Source organism: Oceanobacillus sp. MO10714A, from assembly GCF_037072045.1.
GTDB classification, from domain to species: domain Bacteria; phylum Bacillota; class Bacilli; order Bacillales; family Amphibacillaceae; genus Oceanobacillus; species Oceanobacillus indicireducens.
In genome coordinates, this window is sequence record NZ_JAXHDC010000004.1 from 51,204 (window position 1) to 66,121 (window position 14,918).

The 14,918-nt window shown below is 40.3% G+C and carries 18 protein-coding genes; 4 read left to right on the forward strand and 14 right to left on the reverse strand.

The window, feature by feature from the left end; all coding sequences use genetic code 11:
• Positions 1-288 precede the first annotated feature (288 nt).
• Entirely contained in the window at positions 289-777 is a 489-nt protein-coding gene (moaC, locus tag SPD53_RS05000; RefSeq protein ID WP_336251806.1) for a cyclic pyranopterin monophosphate synthase MoaC, read from the forward strand.
• A gap of 16 nt (positions 778-793) precedes the next feature.
• Here the strand turns inward: moaC and SPD53_RS05005 are convergent, their stop codons facing one another.
• The 6 genes from SPD53_RS05005 to SPD53_RS05030 all read right to left on the reverse strand — a co-directional run bounded on the left by SPD53_RS05005 (position 794) and on the right by SPD53_RS05030 (position 6,103).
• Entirely contained in the window at positions 794-1,306 is a 513-nt protein-coding gene (locus SPD53_RS05005; protein ID WP_442946166.1) for a MogA/MoaB family molybdenum cofactor biosynthesis protein, read from the reverse strand.
• A gap of 18 nt (positions 1,307-1,324) precedes the next feature.
• Entirely contained in the window at positions 1,325-1,897 is a 573-nt protein-coding gene (locus tag SPD53_RS05010; RefSeq protein WP_336251808.1) for a molybdenum cofactor guanylyltransferase, read from the reverse strand.
• 12 nt (positions 1,898-1,909) lie between these two features.
• Entirely contained in the window at positions 1,910-2,143 is a 234-nt protein-coding gene (gene moaD, locus SPD53_RS05015; RefSeq protein WP_336251809.1) for a molybdopterin converting factor subunit 1, read from the reverse strand.
• A 50-nt stretch (positions 2,144-2,193) separates the two neighbouring features.
• Positions 2,194-3,006, reverse strand: coding sequence for a formate dehydrogenase accessory sulfurtransferase FdhD (gene fdhD, locus SPD53_RS05020; protein WP_156855715.1), 813 nt, complete (start codon positions 3,004-3,006; stop codon positions 2,194-2,196).
• A gap of 12 nt (positions 3,007-3,018) precedes the next feature.
• Positions 3,019-5,370: an FdhF/YdeP family oxidoreductase gene (locus SPD53_RS05025; protein WP_188858674.1), complete on the reverse strand. Its 2,352-nt coding sequence runs from the start codon at positions 5,368-5,370 to the stop codon at positions 3,019-3,021.
• Between the two features lie 259 nt (positions 5,371-5,629).
• Positions 5,630-6,103: a hypothetical protein gene (locus tag SPD53_RS05030; protein WP_336251810.1), complete on the reverse strand. Its 474-nt coding sequence runs from the start codon at positions 6,101-6,103 to the stop codon at positions 5,630-5,632.
• A gap of 159 nt (positions 6,104-6,262) precedes the next feature.
• On the opposite strand from SPD53_RS05030, the gene SPD53_RS05035 reads away from it, so the two are divergent.
• Positions 6,263-6,553 carry a HesB/YadR/YfhF family protein gene (locus SPD53_RS05035; protein WP_156855712.1) on the forward strand — a complete coding sequence of 97 codons (291 nt, stop codon included), beginning with the start codon at positions 6,263-6,265 and terminating at the stop codon, positions 6,551-6,553.
• 29 nt (positions 6,554-6,582) lie between these two features.
• Here the strand turns inward: SPD53_RS05035 and SPD53_RS05040 are convergent, their stop codons facing one another.
• From SPD53_RS05040 to SPD53_RS05060, 5 genes are all read right to left on the reverse strand, one after another.
• On the reverse strand, positions 6,583-7,755 hold the full coding sequence (locus SPD53_RS05040; RefSeq protein ID WP_336251811.1) for a hydroxymethylglutaryl-CoA synthase: 1,173 nt from the start codon (positions 7,753-7,755) through the stop codon (positions 6,583-6,585).
• 254 nt (positions 7,756-8,009) lie between these two features.
• The gene (locus SPD53_RS05045) at positions 8,010-8,576 is read right to left on the reverse strand and encodes an NADPH-dependent FMN reductase (protein WP_336251812.1); all 567 of its coding nucleotides are present in this window, start codon (positions 8,574-8,576) and stop codon (positions 8,010-8,012) included.
• Positions 8,577-8,748: 172 nt separating this feature from the next.
• Positions 8,749-9,186: a hypothetical protein gene (locus SPD53_RS05050; protein ID WP_336251813.1), complete on the reverse strand. Its 438-nt coding sequence runs from the start codon at positions 9,184-9,186 to the stop codon at positions 8,749-8,751.
• Positions 9,179-9,961, reverse strand: coding sequence for a hypothetical protein (locus SPD53_RS05055; protein ID WP_336251814.1), 783 nt, complete (start codon positions 9,959-9,961; stop codon positions 9,179-9,181). The genes SPD53_RS05050 and SPD53_RS05055 overlap by 8 nt, the downstream gene beginning before the upstream one ends.
• A gap of 17 nt (positions 9,962-9,978) precedes the next feature.
• Positions 9,979-10,401: a hypothetical protein gene (locus SPD53_RS05060; RefSeq protein ID WP_336251815.1), complete on the reverse strand. Its 423-nt coding sequence runs from the start codon at positions 10,399-10,401 to the stop codon at positions 9,979-9,981.
• A gap of 468 nt (positions 10,402-10,869) precedes the next feature.
• Here SPD53_RS05060 and SPD53_RS05065 point away from each other — a divergent pair, with 468 nt between their 5' ends.
• Together SPD53_RS05065 and SPD53_RS05070 are read left to right on the forward strand one after the other, a co-directional pair.
• A complete protein-coding gene (locus SPD53_RS05065; RefSeq protein ID WP_336251816.1) occupies positions 10,870-11,265 on the forward strand; it encodes an RDD family protein in 396 nt (131 codons plus the stop codon).
• A 205-nt stretch (positions 11,266-11,470) separates the two neighbouring features.
• Entirely contained in the window at positions 11,471-12,508 is a 1,038-nt protein-coding gene (locus SPD53_RS05070; protein ID WP_336251817.1) for a PTS transporter subunit IIC, read from the forward strand.
• A 51-nt stretch (positions 12,509-12,559) separates the two neighbouring features.
• Here SPD53_RS05070 and SPD53_RS05075 read toward each other — a convergent pair whose 3' ends face one another.
• The 3 genes from SPD53_RS05075 to SPD53_RS05085 form a co-directional block, all read right to left on the reverse strand.
• Positions 12,560-13,114: a hypothetical protein gene (locus tag SPD53_RS05075; RefSeq protein ID WP_336251818.1), complete on the reverse strand. Its 555-nt coding sequence runs from the start codon at positions 13,112-13,114 to the stop codon at positions 12,560-12,562.
• A gap of 67 nt (positions 13,115-13,181) precedes the next feature.
• Entirely contained in the window at positions 13,182-13,874 is a 693-nt protein-coding gene (locus SPD53_RS05080) for a deoxynucleoside kinase (RefSeq protein WP_156855704.1), read from the reverse strand.
• Complete coding sequence (locus SPD53_RS05085; RefSeq protein WP_336251819.1) at positions 13,871-14,512, reverse strand: deoxynucleoside kinase; 642 nt, start codon at positions 14,510-14,512, stop codon at positions 13,871-13,873. The genes SPD53_RS05080 and SPD53_RS05085 overlap by 4 nt, the downstream gene beginning before the upstream one ends.
• Between the last annotated feature and the right edge of the window lie 406 nt (positions 14,513-14,918).

Here is a 14,918-nt window from a genome sequence, read left to right on the forward strand (position 1 = left end):
GGATGAAATAATTAAAGAAAAACGAACGTCTATTCGTTTGATATTTAAAAAACTAGTGACAAAAAGGCGTAATCACTTATTTTATTTGGGGTATAATTAAGAAACATGAACGGAAACCTTCTTTCCGGCTTTCACGACCGCGCCTTCCCACAGGCCGCTGGTGAGCCTTTTTTTAGAAATGGTTCAAGTATTTATTTAAAAGAAAGACTTTAGCACTGGGTTACGTTGATATTTGTCAACAAGAACGCAATTCATTAAACTGTAATAAACAGATAGAGGGGGATGAATATGCAGGAGTTTACGCATTTCGATGAGCAAGGACGGGCCAGGATGGTCGATATAACAGAAAAGCAGACAACCAATCGTACAGCAACAGCAAGATCTAGTGTGAAGATGTCTCAGGAGATCTATAAAAATATTGTGGAACAGAAGAATAAAAAAGGAGATGTCCTTGGGGTTGCAGAAGTTGCTGGCATCATGGGGACGAAGCAAACATCCAACTTGATTCCAATGTGTCATCCGATTCCAATCAGTGGTGTTTCTATTCAGTTTGAATGGAATCGATCGAAGTCAGGAGACTATGAATTAATTATTCTAGCGGAAGTAAAAACAATCGGCAGTACCGGCGTGGAAATGGAAGCATTAACTGCCGTTACGACAGCCGCCTTAACTATCTATGATATGTGTAAGGCAATCGATAAAGGAATTGTAATCGGAGAAACCTATCTGCTCCAAAAAAGCGGTGGAAAAAGCGGAGATTACAAGCGGAAGTCTTGATACTCCGCTTGTAATCTCAGCTTAAATCCTTTTTCAGTTCATGAACACCATGGGCGATTTCTGGTAGGATAAGTTTCTCCATCGCTAGTCGGACGGCTCCTGTTGAACCAGGTATGATGAAGACGAGACGGTGATTAATGGATCCGCATGTCGCTCGGGACAACATACTTGCACTTCCAATATCCTCTTCGTAACTAATCATCCGGAACAGTTCGCCAAATCCCGGCAATTCCTTTGCAAAAAGAGGCTGCACCGCTTCAATCGTCACATCCCTGGCAGCAATTCCAGTACCTCCATTTAGTATAATCGCATCTACCAACTGATTTTTAACAAGTAATTTCATTGTTGCCTTAATGACTTCCGCATCATCCGGTACAATTTCATAACAAGTAACCTCATGTTTATCATGATTCAATAAATCAATAATCAGTTTTCCACTCTTATCATTTTGCTTATTTCGTGTGTCACTAATCGTTAACACTGCGCAATTAATGAAATTCGGCGCAAGTGTTTTATGCTCTTCATGCATCACTAATCCCTCGATCCCTCATTGAATATGGCTGTTAAAGTCCTCTAACCGATTTATGTTAATAAAAGGCTCTTCATCAGAAAACGGCACATATTTCACGTCAGCTTTATCTAACAGTGCACGCATATGCAATCTATCCGTTTCGAGCAATGTCTTGATTCGTTGTTTAAGTGTATGATGATAAAGTGCAATCAATGGTTGCAGTCTTTCATTAACTACTGGAATTACCGCTTGTACTCCCTTTCTTTCCGTTAGTAATCGCTCGAAAACTTCCTTTGCCATAAACGGGACATCTGTTGGTATAACCGCATACCAACAAGCTTCTTTCTCTTGCATTGCAGTATATAGCCCAGCAAGCGGACCTTTCCCGGCAAACTTTTCCATATCGGTAACAATCTCCACTTCCAATTCTGGTGGAAACTTTCCCTTCAGGTCTTGATTTGTAATAAGAATCGTATCATCAACAACTGGTGTAATCGCCTCAAGAGACCACTGGAAAAATGCTTTGTTATCTTTCACTGCGAACGATTTGGGACTTCCGAATCTACGTGATTTCCCACCTGCTAGAATTACGCCAACAATAGTTCCCATCACCATGCCAAATTAACCACCACTGACCGGAGGAATGAAAGCAACGGTATCACCTGACGTAATCGCGTCATCTTCCCTTGCATATTCTTCATTAATAGCCGTCATCACATCATGTAAATTCAGCTGTGGATAATTTATTTTAAGTTTTTCTTTCAATTGCCGGACAGTGATATTTTGTACTGGAATATCCAGATTCGACTTCCCAGTTGTTTCCTGTAATTCAGCAAATAGTAACACTTTAATCAAGTCACATCCTCCTTCATATCACAACTTATTACAAAAATGGTAGCACATGACTAATCACACCGCAAATAAGGGTCGATCCCGCGCACACGGTCAGGACGTGTATAAATATTCATCCGGTCGCCCCGCAAAAATCCAATAACCGTTATCCCAAGTTCATCAGCAAGTTTCACAGCAAGATCTGTAACAGCAGATTTGGACAAAATGATCCCAATTCCCATTTTTGAAATTTTCAGTAATACTTCTGATGAGACTCTCCCACTGAAGACAACAAGTTTTCCCCTTGCAGGAATGTTACCTTGGAGCATGGCCCCAAATACTTTATCAAGCGCATTATGCCTGCCAATATCTGTTCGGGTGAACAATAAATCAGTTGGTGTTGCAAGCGCCGCATTATGGACGCCTCCAGTCCGTTCAAATTCAGGCGAGCTATTCATCAACCCTTTCATCAATCGCATGCACTGATCAACTGTTACTTCAAGCTCACTAGTTATCGTCTTCGCCACCCGAGCATCACTTTTAAAATAAAACTGGCGGCTTTTCCCGCAACAAGATCCAATCATACGGCTGGAGTGATCAAATTGATCCGGTTGCACTGGTTTATGGAGTGCGATATGGGAGAAACCTGTATACACATCAACTTGGATCTCTTTTATTTCAGCAGCTGTACGGATGACCCCTTCCGAAGCAAGAAATCCGACGACTAAATCTTCCAGTTGACCCGGAGAACAAACAATCGTCGCAAACTCATGACCATCCAGCATCAAGGTTAAGGGAAATTCTGCCGCTATTGCTTCTGACACATTTTCTTGATGGGTTCCCTTAATCTTAATCGTCTTCCACCCTGGTTCATCGACAATGCTCATCGGAATCCCTCCTTAGCTTGGCTCCATTTCCAGCTCCTCGATCCGCTTCTCTTTATATTTCATATCTTTATGCGCATAGAAACTATCAGCCTTTTCCACAATAACAAGGGTTGTATATTCCGGTATCCCCGCAAATTCTTCATATACACCTTGCGGGATGACTACATTCCCCTCTGGCCAATGAAGTTCAATATTTCCGGCTTTAATATTTACGAACTTCGCTTGCCCTTTATACATGCCATATTGATTATAGACAACAATGGGATCTCCTTCCGCAACACCAAGTTCTGCTGCATCCAATTCATTCATCAGCACATCATCCCGGTCCGCTGCATTAAATGGATCTAGTTCGTCATATATCATTGAATTGAATTGTTTTCCTCTTCTCGTCGTTACATGAAAATGCCCTTCCGGCTTCCGGTGTTCGGGAATTTCCACCGCAATTAGATTACCTCTTCCGTCCGGTGTCGGGCATATTCCGTCTTCACAGAGCCAGGCTCCTCCCCACTGAAACAAATCGCCGCGATTCTTCAAATGCTGAATGCCGTCATAATTCGGCGCAGCTTTCGCAATTTCTTCTCGAATCTCAGCTGCGGATGTGAAATTGATTAAATCGCTCTCTTCCGGCTTAACGCGTTTCGCTAAGTCCACATAAACTTCCCACTCACATCTTGCTTCTTCAATCCGTGGTCCCTTAATCTCTGGTGAAAAATAAACCATCCGCTCTGTCGATGTTGAGGTTCCTCCTCCTTCTTGCTCATACCTTGTCATGGCTGGAAGAACAATGACCGCTTCTTTCGCATCGACTAAGGTAGATGTGTTGAAGATGATATCCTGGTGCACTCGGAGATCGATATTCGCTAAGCAACGTTCCACAAAATCCGGATTCGGCATCGTTTCCAGGAAATTACCGCCAGATAAATAATAGAGAGAAAGATGACGTTCATGATTTTCAGGAAGCAAAGCATTTTCCAAGGATACGCCGACAATATCACCTTGCCATTTCGGAATCGGGAAACCCCAAATCTGTTCGACCCGTTCCCGGTTGTCCTTATCCATCCCGCCACCAGGCAAGACAAACGGATCTGCTCCCATTTCTCCAGACCCCTGTACACCGGAATGGCCACGAATTGGCATTAACCCACAATGTTCTCTCCCTAAAAAGCCACGAAGTAAAGCAAGATTCGCTACCTGGGACACATTATCCGTTCCAAAGCGGTGTTGAGTGAGACCCATCGACCAAACAAATACGGCGGATTTTGATTTGGCAAGCAGTTGGGCTAATTCTAGCATTCTTTCTTTCGTAATCCCGGAAGAAGCCTCCAATGTTTCCCAATCGTAAGCCACCACCTTTTGCTTGAGTTCTTCCAGACCGTTTACATGTTCCGCAATAAATTCATGGTCAAGCGCAGAACCAGGGACATTCTCTTCCATTTCAAACCAATGCTTCATAATGCCATGCATAAAGGCAATATCACCGCCAATATTCACTTGATACACGTCATCCGCAATTTTTGTCCCAAATAAAGCAGATTCCGGAATCGATGGCACCCAGTATTCATCCATTGCAGGTTCATAGTACGGATTGATGATAATGATTTTTGTCCCTTTTCGTTTAGCCGCATACATATATTTCGTTGATACCGGCTGATTGTTTGCTGCAACAGATCCCCAGAAGAGCAGGACATCTGTACCAATCCAGTCTTTATAGTTACAAGTCGATGCGCCGACACCAACTGATCTCGTGAGGGCTGTTTTGGAAGGTGAGTGGCAGATTCGTGATGCATTATCAATATTATTTGTACCGAGAAAACGGGAAACCTTTGCTAGTGTATAATACACTTCATTTGTAATCCCTCTCGAAGTCGTATAAAAACCATATCGTTTCGGATCAAGCGACCGCATTTTTTGCGCAATCCGGTCAAGCGCCGCGTCCCAGGATAATCTTCTGAAACGATCGTCTCCCGGTTCCCGAATGAGCGGATACGGAATCCGGCCCAGCTTCCTCAGTTCGGTGCTCGAAAGCTTCTTTAATTCTTCTATATCGGAATGCAAGATTTCCTCCTTAATTGCGGGCATTGTGTTCAGACGAAGCACATTGAGACGAGTCGTACAAAGGTGTGGGCCTTTCAGCGTCTGATCCTGCAGGCCGGAAACGCCGAGTGCGCAGCCATCACAGACACCCTGCGTAAGAATCCTTGTAGCATAAGGCAGATTATCTTTATTTTCCCAAACTACTTTCATCGTGTCGCGAATATGGTGCGGCTTCACCTTCCCAAGCCCAAAAGGCACTTTACTTACCCAGAGACTCGGATCTGGTCGCTTCGTTAATTTTACCGGACCAGTATGTTTCGTTTTCCCCAACTTAACCCCTCCTCATCAATAATAAACAGATTTTTGTTTTATTTTCATATCACTTTTCAGTCTGAAACAGCTCGATATCCCATTAAAAACCCGTAAATTGTTATATACTTCGTTGATTCCGTGAGCTCAATATGATTCATCTGTTTTGATTTTTAGGTGCAATAATGTTGAGTTATAAATTAATTTACGAGTTTTCTATATTTTACAACAACAAAGCACATATGTAAACGCCTACAAACTCATGAAATCATACTGTATTTTAAAAAAGAACAGTATGAATGACGATAAAGTAAAATAATAAAAACCCGAAGGTAATATGTGCCCGTCGCTTCTTCACACTTGGAAAATATAATCGCAGCCATCCGGAAAGAACCATGCAGATAAGAATAATAATTGCACCAATTCCGCTCCACATTTTCATATTCGTCCATAAGAAACCAAACCGGTGTATAATGATGGTCGCATGGAGAATAATGAGAATAAGCGCCGTTGTACCAATCCAACGGTGAAACGGATAAATCCATTTCGAGATAGTTGCAAGCTTAATTTTCTTCTTTCGATCAGGAGTATTCCGGATAGTTGAAAAAAATGCATGCCTTGTCCAATTGAATAAGATCAAAAATAGACCTGCTAGTCCGAGTATGATATGAATGGGGAGATGCGCGTAATTATAATCCAGTGTAAGAAGAACAATGATGAATAGTAGCAGATTTAGGTATAGCCATATACTCATTCGAAACAACCTTCCTGTCAATTTCTATCTCATATCCTACCATCTTAACGCGCTTTCTGGCTAAATTCGTTATCTTTTCTTAAGAAATGGGAATATGATAGACTAAAGACAGGTCATACCTTTGAGAGGAGGATACAGAGATATCTCTGTACATACATCATGAAAATACAAGTATCAGATAAGGCACATCAGTGGTATATTGAGGAAATGGGCTTAGAAAAAGGGGACAGTGTCCGATTTTTTGGGAAGGTCTATGGAAAAACTGAAATCCACGATAATTTCTCCGTTGCAATTAATATTGACCGTCCGAATGATCCGTTAGTTACAGAAACAGTGGATGGTATTACGTATTTTATAGAAAAAAGCGACGACTGGTTTTTCAGCGGATATAACTTCCACGTTGAATATAATGAAGAACTCGATGAAGTGACCTACCATTTTGTAGAGTGAAAAAACTGAGACACGGAGTCTCAGTTTTTTTATTTAATACGGTTTACATAGATTCGTTTGTGATCTTCTATACCGGATAAATATACTGGAGCGGGATCATTTGCACGGTCAAACTCGGTTGACGATCCGTCTGCTGAAAGAGTTTCTTCAAATATCTCCTCATACTCTTCTATGCTTACTTCCTTACGTGCATGAAAGAGTTCTTCATGTTGATGAACATATAGGTGGTCTTGATAGTTTGGTTGCAAAATTCCAGTGAAGAACTCGCCGACAGCGCCGGAACCGTAACTATATAATCCAATTCGCTCGCCACCTTCCAAACTGTCATTCTTCTCTAAGAGTGAAAGTAAACTCAAGTACAAGGAACCTGTGTAAATATTACCGACTTTCCGGTTATATTGAATACTTGTCTCATAATTTGCTTTCAAACGTTCACTACCTGATTCGGTTGCTTCATCAAGAATCGTACGTAATGCCTTCAAGCCCATCTTCGTATAGGGTACGTGAAAACAGAGAGCTGAAAAGTCTTCTAAGCTACGTCCAGTTTGCTCTTTATACTTTTCCCACACGGTGTTGAAAAAGTGAATATATTGTTCGTTGGAGAATTTACCGTCGACATAAGCTATATCTGAGTAAAGTGGGCGCCAGAAATCCATAATGTCATTCGTGAAATATGTACTTTCATTTTCTAAAGCAAGCAACTTCGGATCCTTGCTAATAACCATTGCGACCGCCCCTGCTCCTTGTGTTGATTCACCAGGAGTAGCTAAACCGTATCTTGCAATATCTGCACCAATAACCAACACTTTACTTTCCGGGTTTAAAGCAATATGACCTTTAGCCATTTGAATTCCTGCGGTTGCACTGTAGCAAGCTTGCTTTAATTCAACAGCGCGCGCATAAGGATTCAAGCCTAATAAGTGATGGAGATAGACTGCTGCTGATTTGGAATGATCAATTCCTGATTCCGTGCCGAACAGGACAAGGTCAATTTTCTCCCTATCTTCCTCATCGATAACCTGTAAAGCAGCATTGGCAGCGAGTGTTACCGCATCTTGTGTAACTGGGGCAAGCGCCATTTCATCCTGGCCAATTCCAATTGTAAACTTATCCGGGTCAATCCCTCTTGCTTCAGCAAGCTTAATCATATCCACATAATAATGTGGCGCATAAAAACCAATCTTATCAATTCCGATATTCACTGCAATTCCTCTTTTCCGTATATATTCCACATCTATAAAGTGATGTTTTTCACATTTTATTTTTCGGCAATATTTAAATTTTAATATAAATTACTAGGATAAAGCAAACGAAATAGCGAATTAAAAACAAAGGCACAGAGCAGACATGACTAGCCCTGGAAATCTAAGTAAGCCTCAGCATTTTTACTTTAAAGTTTCCGATGCAAGAAAAGAAATCGGCTAAAGTGCGATTGTTTCTCTTTAGCCGATTTCACTTAAAATCCGTATTCTGCTTCTTTCGCTTCCCGGATATCTTTCAGCGCATCTGTTAATGAAACCGTATCCTCGATCAGACGTTCAATTCGGAAATGGATATCATCATTAATGATTTCTTTCCGGTAGAAATCTTTTTCTCCAATAAATACATAGGACTGGGTGAGTTGCCCTTTCATATATGATATAATCGGCTTGATTTGAGTTTCCGGGATTAAATAATGCTTCGACGAGCCTGCTGTAACGATAATGCTAACAACTTTATCCTGCAATGCCTGCTCTGGAAGCAGGTCAAATATATTCTTCAATGTGGCTGGAATCGAAGCTTGGAAAATCGGAGTTCCCACAACGATCGCTTCAGCCTCCATCAAGGTCCTTGTTACAAAGCCAGCATCCCCTGTATACTCCAAATAATTTCTCCCATCGCTAAACGGGATATCATAATCAGCCAAATCAAGCATAGTGACCTCGATGTTCGGATATTTTTCTCTGAATACCGACTCCACATGCTGGAGGGCTGTTCTCGTCTTTGAGCCGACGATTGACCCTTGCAGTAATGCCACTTTCATTAATGTCCACTCCTTAAATGCTTCATACATATTTACAAATTACGAATTGAATACATAAGTTAGTTACCTTTAATAAGTATTTTAAATAATATCGTTATGTAATACAATTGAAACGAACTGGGAATAGGAATCTTTCGTGGAACGCAAAAGAAGTGGAGCGTATGAAAACATTTCACTCCACTTCTTCAATTTCAAGCATAATATTTTCCATTTCGTTGACTGCTTCTTGAAAAATACGCTCCAATTCTTTTTCTACAGTTGCTTGCTTCTCTGGGTCCACCTCTGTAACTCCAATTCGTTCAGCGATATGCTTATCCATATACTCCCTTAGGGCTGCCAACTGTTTTTGCTTCTCGGCTTCAATAAATGTCTCCCACTCTTTTTCTACTTCCTTGATTTCTTCAGCGAGAACTTCTTTCAGACGTTCTGTCTGGATTGCTTGCTCTTCCTTAATTGCGCTATCTATTTCTGCAATCGACTGTTCCGTTTTGTCATCGAGCCAGCTCGTCAGAATTCCTGAGAGGGAGGAATCTGCAACAGTAGCAGTAAGTCCTCCGCCAAACAGGAGCATGATAAATAATGCGAGTGGGATCACTTGCTTCTTATTCATTAATACTCGATACAACGTCATCAAGTGCGGTTTTTGCTTCTTCTCCGAGTTGCTGGGCTGTTACAGTAATAAGCTCTTGTTGATTTGTAACGAGCGTTGTGACTACTTCGGTAACACTTTCACGAAGATCACGAATTGCCCAATCCACTTGATTGATTAGATTTCTAGTCGTAATTTCTTGGTTCTTAGACACTTCTGCTGCAAGAGTTTCCTGGGCCTGACGAATCGCTTCTTCCAGCTCTGCAACTGCTGCGTCCTTAGCCTGATGGATATCCGCTGCTAATTGTTTAATCGCAGCATTCCCACTATCTGCTGTGAATGCAATGAGATCATCTGTTGCAAAGTTTAGCGCATCATTCGCATTGCCTTGGATTTCTAAATATCCATCAAGGAACACATTATAAAACTCCAAGCCAATTCCAGCAAGAATCTCCTGTTTTTCTGCATCAATTTCTCCGATATGTTCAAGTTTCGCTCGGATAATTTCTTCCAATGTCTCTCCAGTTGCAAGCTCTCTGCTTAAATCAATATCAATGCCAGCCTGTGCTTTCAGTTGGTCATATTCAGCTTGCAGCCCCGGTAATCTGCTTTCCATATATGCTTCAGTATCAGCTTCCACTTCCGCAACAGACTGATTAAACAACCCATTGTACCAAGCACGAAGCTGCTCTCCCGCATGTGATGAAGCAAATACCGCTCCAGCACTCCAGACGACAACAACAGCAAGTCCAATCGAAATGATCTTCCCTTTGAATGATTTTAAAAATGATTTCACCTAATAACTCCCCCTTTTTATTTTTTTGATAATAATTCATCTAAAAATATTGCAATCTCTTCTTCCACTTCTACATGCATCTGCTCATTTCTCTCTGTTTCATAAGTAGCGTACACTTCTAATACCGATTGCTTTTCCAATAAATTATTTAATTGCGCTTCCAATCCCTTCCCGTAATTCCTTACTTCCGTGATAATCTGTGATTTTTCGCCATCCAACAACACCTCCAATTCCGCAACTTGCTCTTCTCTTTGCCCGTCCCATTCCTCTATTGGTTTAATAGATTGCTTATGGAAGTACGTCCGAATGGTCTGAACTATTTCTTGGGCCGAATCTTTATGTAATTTCCAAGGAGTGTAGTCACTTGCTGCTATAATAGATATATTAAAAGCAAAAAGAAATAGTAAACCCATGAGTCCAGTCCGAATCGTTTTCCTCATACCCCTCCCCCTCTATTTGTTACGATTGATGTTACGTCCCATCGTATCAGATGGAATTATAAAAAGAATCGGATAATTAAACTATTTTTCTCATAGGAGGAAAGAGTCTTTACGAGAGATCTTTTAAAAGAGGAAGAAACGATCAGAGTCTTAAAGGATAGGATTTATCTCCCAAAACGGTTTCTTTTAATAGATATTTCTTTAAATTGGAAAAAAGATAATCCGTACCTTATCTTGCTTAAGAACTAGATAGTAGAAATATTATCCATAGTTCATGCCTTTTCGTCATAAAACGAGCGTTCATGCTAGATTTATTGAAAGAGCCTCTATCTTACGACAGCATTTCTTTCCCACAGAACGAAAATCGACAACACAAACTCAAAAGATATTCTATTATAAATGAAACCTATTCTAATCAATTTCCGTATATGGTAGAGGTATGTAATGAGGACAAAGGGAGGAATTATGATGAAACCATTGACGAAAAAACGCTTAAAGGCCTCACTAATTGATGGCTGTATTAGCACGGCAGCTTCTCTAGCTGCAGAATATTTCTTACGGAAAAAAATAAAAAACGAAGCATTCCATATGATTGTGTTACCAATTCTGAGCCAGTACACATTAGAATATGTGCAACTCAAAAACAGTGGACAGACAATTGGTTACAAACTAATGGGAATCGAACTAAAAAGTGAAGACGGCAAGGAATTGACGAACGAACAGATCTTAAAAAGAATGCTGCACCGGGACACTACTAGCACCATCGCGTACATAAAGAATAGGGATAGCTTTGAAGGCCAAGCAGGAAAACTATTCCCTCATGACCGCAAAGCTGGAACAATTGTAATGGAAACAACTAAATAAATAATCTACAGCTCGTCCAAAAAGTGACAGAGCTGTTTTATTTTTGAGAAAAGCGAAACTGAATTGACTTCTATCCCAATCTTTTTTGCCACTCATTCACTTTAATACATAAAAGCATTACTCTGCAAAAGAAAAATGGTTGACTATTAACGAAACTCATCTTATAATTTACTGCAATTACTTTGTTTGGGGGAGACGAGCGGGGATGAAGGATTTTTTCAGTAAGTTATTAAACGGAATGAGTATCGGGATTGTTGTCGCACTAATTCCAAATGCTTTATTAGGTGAAATTTTAAAAATATTAATTCCATATTTTCCAGCTTTGGAGCATTTATTTGATATAACCGTAATGGTCATGAGTTTACTGCCGATTTTAATTGGAGTAATGGTTGGAGTAACATTTAAGTTAACACCGATTCAAACAGCTTCTGTCGGCATTGCAGCGATGATCGGCAGCGGGGCTATTATGAAAACCGAAGAAGGGCTATTCGCATTAAACGGTATCGGGATCGTGATTAACACTGGTATTACGGCGGCACTTGCTGTCTTATTTGTTCTATGGATTGGAAATCGTTTGAAAGGCTATTCCATTCTATTAATACCGACTTTAAGTATTATTGTTCCAGGTATGATAGGTTATGCTTTACTTCCTTTCATCCGTTATTCAACCGAATTGTTAGGAGAATTGGTTGCTGCTGTTACAAATATGCAGCCGGTTTTGATGGGCGCAATGATTGCAGTGATTTTCTGTCTCATTATCCTCTCCCCTATCTCTACTGTTGGTGTTGCAACGGTAATTATGCTTTTCGGTATCGGCTCTGGAGCGGCAAATCTCGGGATTGTAGCAGCAGGTGTTGGGCTTGCGATTGCAAGCTATAAAGCAAACTCGCTCGGTACAGCTCTTGCCCATGTGCTTGGTTCCCCGAAGATTCAAATGCGGAACTTCATCATGAAACCGAAAATTGCATTTCCTATGCTGATTACCGCAGCTTTCCTTGGAGGACTTGCGGGGGTATTAAATATTCAAGGGACGCCTTATAGTGCGGGTTTCGGTTTATCTGGTCTAGTCGGGCCTTTAAATTATATTAATCTTGCTGAGGGCGGCTGGACGTTAAATAATATTACGATTATGCTTGGCACGTTCCTCATCTTGCCAATTATATTAAACTTAGGATTAATCTATGTGTTCTCCCGGAAATTAAAAATGATTAAAGCAGATGACTATAAATTGAACTTTGAATAGGGCTGGGGATAAATGTCCCCGCCCTATTTTCTTTCCAACTTATATCCCGACTCAACGTATCGCCTTTTCTTTTTCCTTTGTACTTGATGTGTATGGTTCATTTTTTAAAAACCGGATAATAGATGCTGTCGCTTCCTCAACCTTTTCAGCTAAATAGTTCGTGCGTTCATATAAGACACTGCGAAAATGATCCAGTTGCCGCACTACCTTTGCTGTCATTGCTTCCTGCTCCTCGACTCGCTTCTCCAGACCTTTCATCCTGTTCTTGTCAATGGCTAATTGGTTCGTAATCTCCTCCTGACGCTCCATATATGCTGTAACTTGTTTTGCAAGCCGTTCATTCTCCTCTGAAATAGCTGCTAATTTCGCTAACAGTCTTCTATATTCCGTCTCGAATTCATGCCATTTCTGCATATTCAGCACATGTTGCCTGTCAGTTGATGATTTTATTTCCGCTACATGCTTCTCGACCGATTCATTGAATTGCGTTTGTTCTTTAAGCCTTTCAGTAGTACGGTTATGAAAATATATTACCTGATTATTATCATCAACCGCTTCATCCGTCTGATAAATATCTTCGTAATCGCCATTAATATATAATCCCATGGTTTCACCCCTTACTTGGTTACTCCCCTTATTTTATGCAAGAAATCGACCGTTAGGGAATTCTTCATTACAGCCGATAGTCCTCATTTATTGGAATCATGGATCTCATCTTACGCTTGCCAATCCGCCGGCCAACTTTCTCTAGAATCAGTTCAAGAGATTCCTCCTGTTTCAAATCATAATCTGCAATATTAATTCGTAAAACAGGACAGGCATTAAAGCTGTCAATCCACTTACTATACCGGTCATGCATTTCTTCCCAGTAACTAACCGGTGTCTTCCGCTCCATCTCTCGCCCCCGCTGGCGAATACGACCAATTATTTCATCTAAAGATCCTTCCAAATAAATCAATAAATCTGGGTGCGGGAAATATGGCGTCATGACCATCGCATCGAATAGGTTTTTATATGTTTCATAATCCGTAGGTGACATTGTTCCTTTTTCGTAATGCATTCTCGCAAAAATTCCAGTATCTTCATAAATCGAGCGATCTTGAACAAAACCGCCACCGTATTCAAATATTTTCTTTTGTTCCTTAAAACGCTCCGCCAGGAAATAAATTTGTAAATGGAAACTCCAACGCTCAAAATCCTTATAAAAGCTTTCCAGATATGGATTATGATCCACTTTTTCAAAAGATGTTTTAAAATCGAGTGCCTCCGCCAAAGCTGTAGTCATCGTCGATTTCCCAACACCTACTGTACCGGCAATCGTAATTACTGCATCATTCGGTATACCGTATTTCTCTCTCCAATTCATTTGCTTGCTCCTTTAATTGTCAGCTGTTCGTTAACTATGTTTAAAATTTTTTCCAGATGATCCTGATTTTGCATGAAATCCATCTCATCCCCGTTAATCCGAATTAGCGGGATATCGGGATTTTCTTTTTCAAAGTCGTTCATGAATTGTTTATAATCCAGCGACAGTTGCTGTAAGTACTCCGATTCAATATTTTTCTCGATTTTTCTTCCCCGCTTCCTAATTCGTTCCATAATCGTATCGAGACTACCGGTTATATAAATGACAAGATTAGGTTGCGGCATGTCCTTCGTTAAAATCTCATAAATCTGCCTGTATTTATCAAACTGACCTTCATCTAAAGTCCGTTTTGCGAATATCATATTTTTCGCCATATGATAGTCCGCCACGACCGGATGACCATGCTTCAAATAGTCCTTATCTATATCTTCTAACTGTTTATATCGATTACACAGGAAAAACATTTCTGTTTGAAAACTCCACTCATTTATATCTTCATAAAATTTGTCAAGAAAAGGATTCTCACTTACAATCTCTTTCAACAAATGAAATTCAAAATGACTGGCGATCTTTTTTGCAAGTGAAGTCTTACCAATACCAATTGGACCTTCAACTGCAAGAAAAGGTACCTTCGTCATTATTATTCCTCCTTCAAATTAGATCCTTCATATTTTATCATACTTCATATGTTCCAACCATCACCATTAAAGTGAAACTTCATTTAATAAGAGGAACTTTTTATTCCCCACTAAATGGTATAGTTGAACGAATCGAGCTACTACCGGATGTTAGATCTTTCCACTTCGTATTAATGTGTTTCTAAAACCCTGAAGCATGATACATCAATACATCCAGCCTGTTACACTCGATAGTCGCGGCTACTTTCATAGCTATATAGTACATTCGCCTTTCCCAATTAAAAATTACTGCATTTACTATTATAAGCTCAACTTTCGTAACCTGAAACACAGGATACATCTTAAAAAAATTGAAAGAACTTCCATTCAGCGTAAGTGAAACTTTCATTTAGGCCCACAGTTTATT

Coding starts and splice junctions, on each gene's coding strand:
- moaC (WP_336251806.1), top strand. CDS start 289: ATGCAGGAGTTTACGCATTTCGATGAGCAAGGACGGGCCAGGATGGTC.
- SPD53_RS05005 (WP_442946166.1), bottom strand. CDS start 1,306: ATGCATGAAGAGCATAAAACACTTGCGCCGAATTTCATTAATTGCGCA.
- SPD53_RS05010 (WP_336251808.1), bottom strand. CDS start 1,897: ATGGGAACTATTGTTGGCGTAATTCTAGCAGGTGGGAAATCACGTAGA.
- fdhD (WP_156855715.1), bottom strand. CDS start 3,006: ATGAGCATTGTCGATGAACCAGGGTGGAAGACGATTAAGATTAAGGGA.
- SPD53_RS05030 (WP_336251810.1), bottom strand. CDS start 6,103: ATGAGTATATGGCTATACCTAAATCTGCTACTATTCATCATTGTTCTT.
- SPD53_RS05035 (WP_156855712.1), top strand. CDS start 6,263: ATGAAAATACAAGTATCAGATAAGGCACATCAGTGGTATATTGAGGAA.
- SPD53_RS05045 (WP_336251812.1), bottom strand. CDS start 8,576: ATGAAAGTGGCATTACTGCAAGGGTCAATCGTCGGCTCAAAGACGAGA.
- SPD53_RS05050 (WP_336251813.1), bottom strand. CDS start 9,186: ATGAATAAGAAGCAAGTGATCCCACTCGCATTATTTATCATGCTCCTG.
- SPD53_RS05060 (WP_336251815.1), bottom strand. CDS start 10,401: ATGAGGAAAACGATTCGGACTGGACTCATGGGTTTACTATTTCTTTTT.
- SPD53_RS05065 (WP_336251816.1), top strand. CDS start 10,870: ATGAAACCATTGACGAAAAAACGCTTAAAGGCCTCACTAATTGATGGC.
- SPD53_RS05070 (WP_336251817.1), top strand. CDS start 11,471: ATGAAGGATTTTTTCAGTAAGTTATTAAACGGAATGAGTATCGGGATT.
- SPD53_RS05075 (WP_336251818.1), bottom strand. CDS start 13,114: ATGGGATTATATATTAATGGCGATTACGAAGATATTTATCAGACGGAT.
- SPD53_RS05080 (WP_156855704.1), bottom strand. CDS start 13,874: ATGAATTGGAGAGAGAAATACGGTATACCGAATGATGCAGTAATTACG.
- SPD53_RS05085 (WP_336251819.1), bottom strand. CDS start 14,512: ATGACGAAGGTACCTTTTCTTGCAGTTGAAGGTCCAATTGGTATTGGT.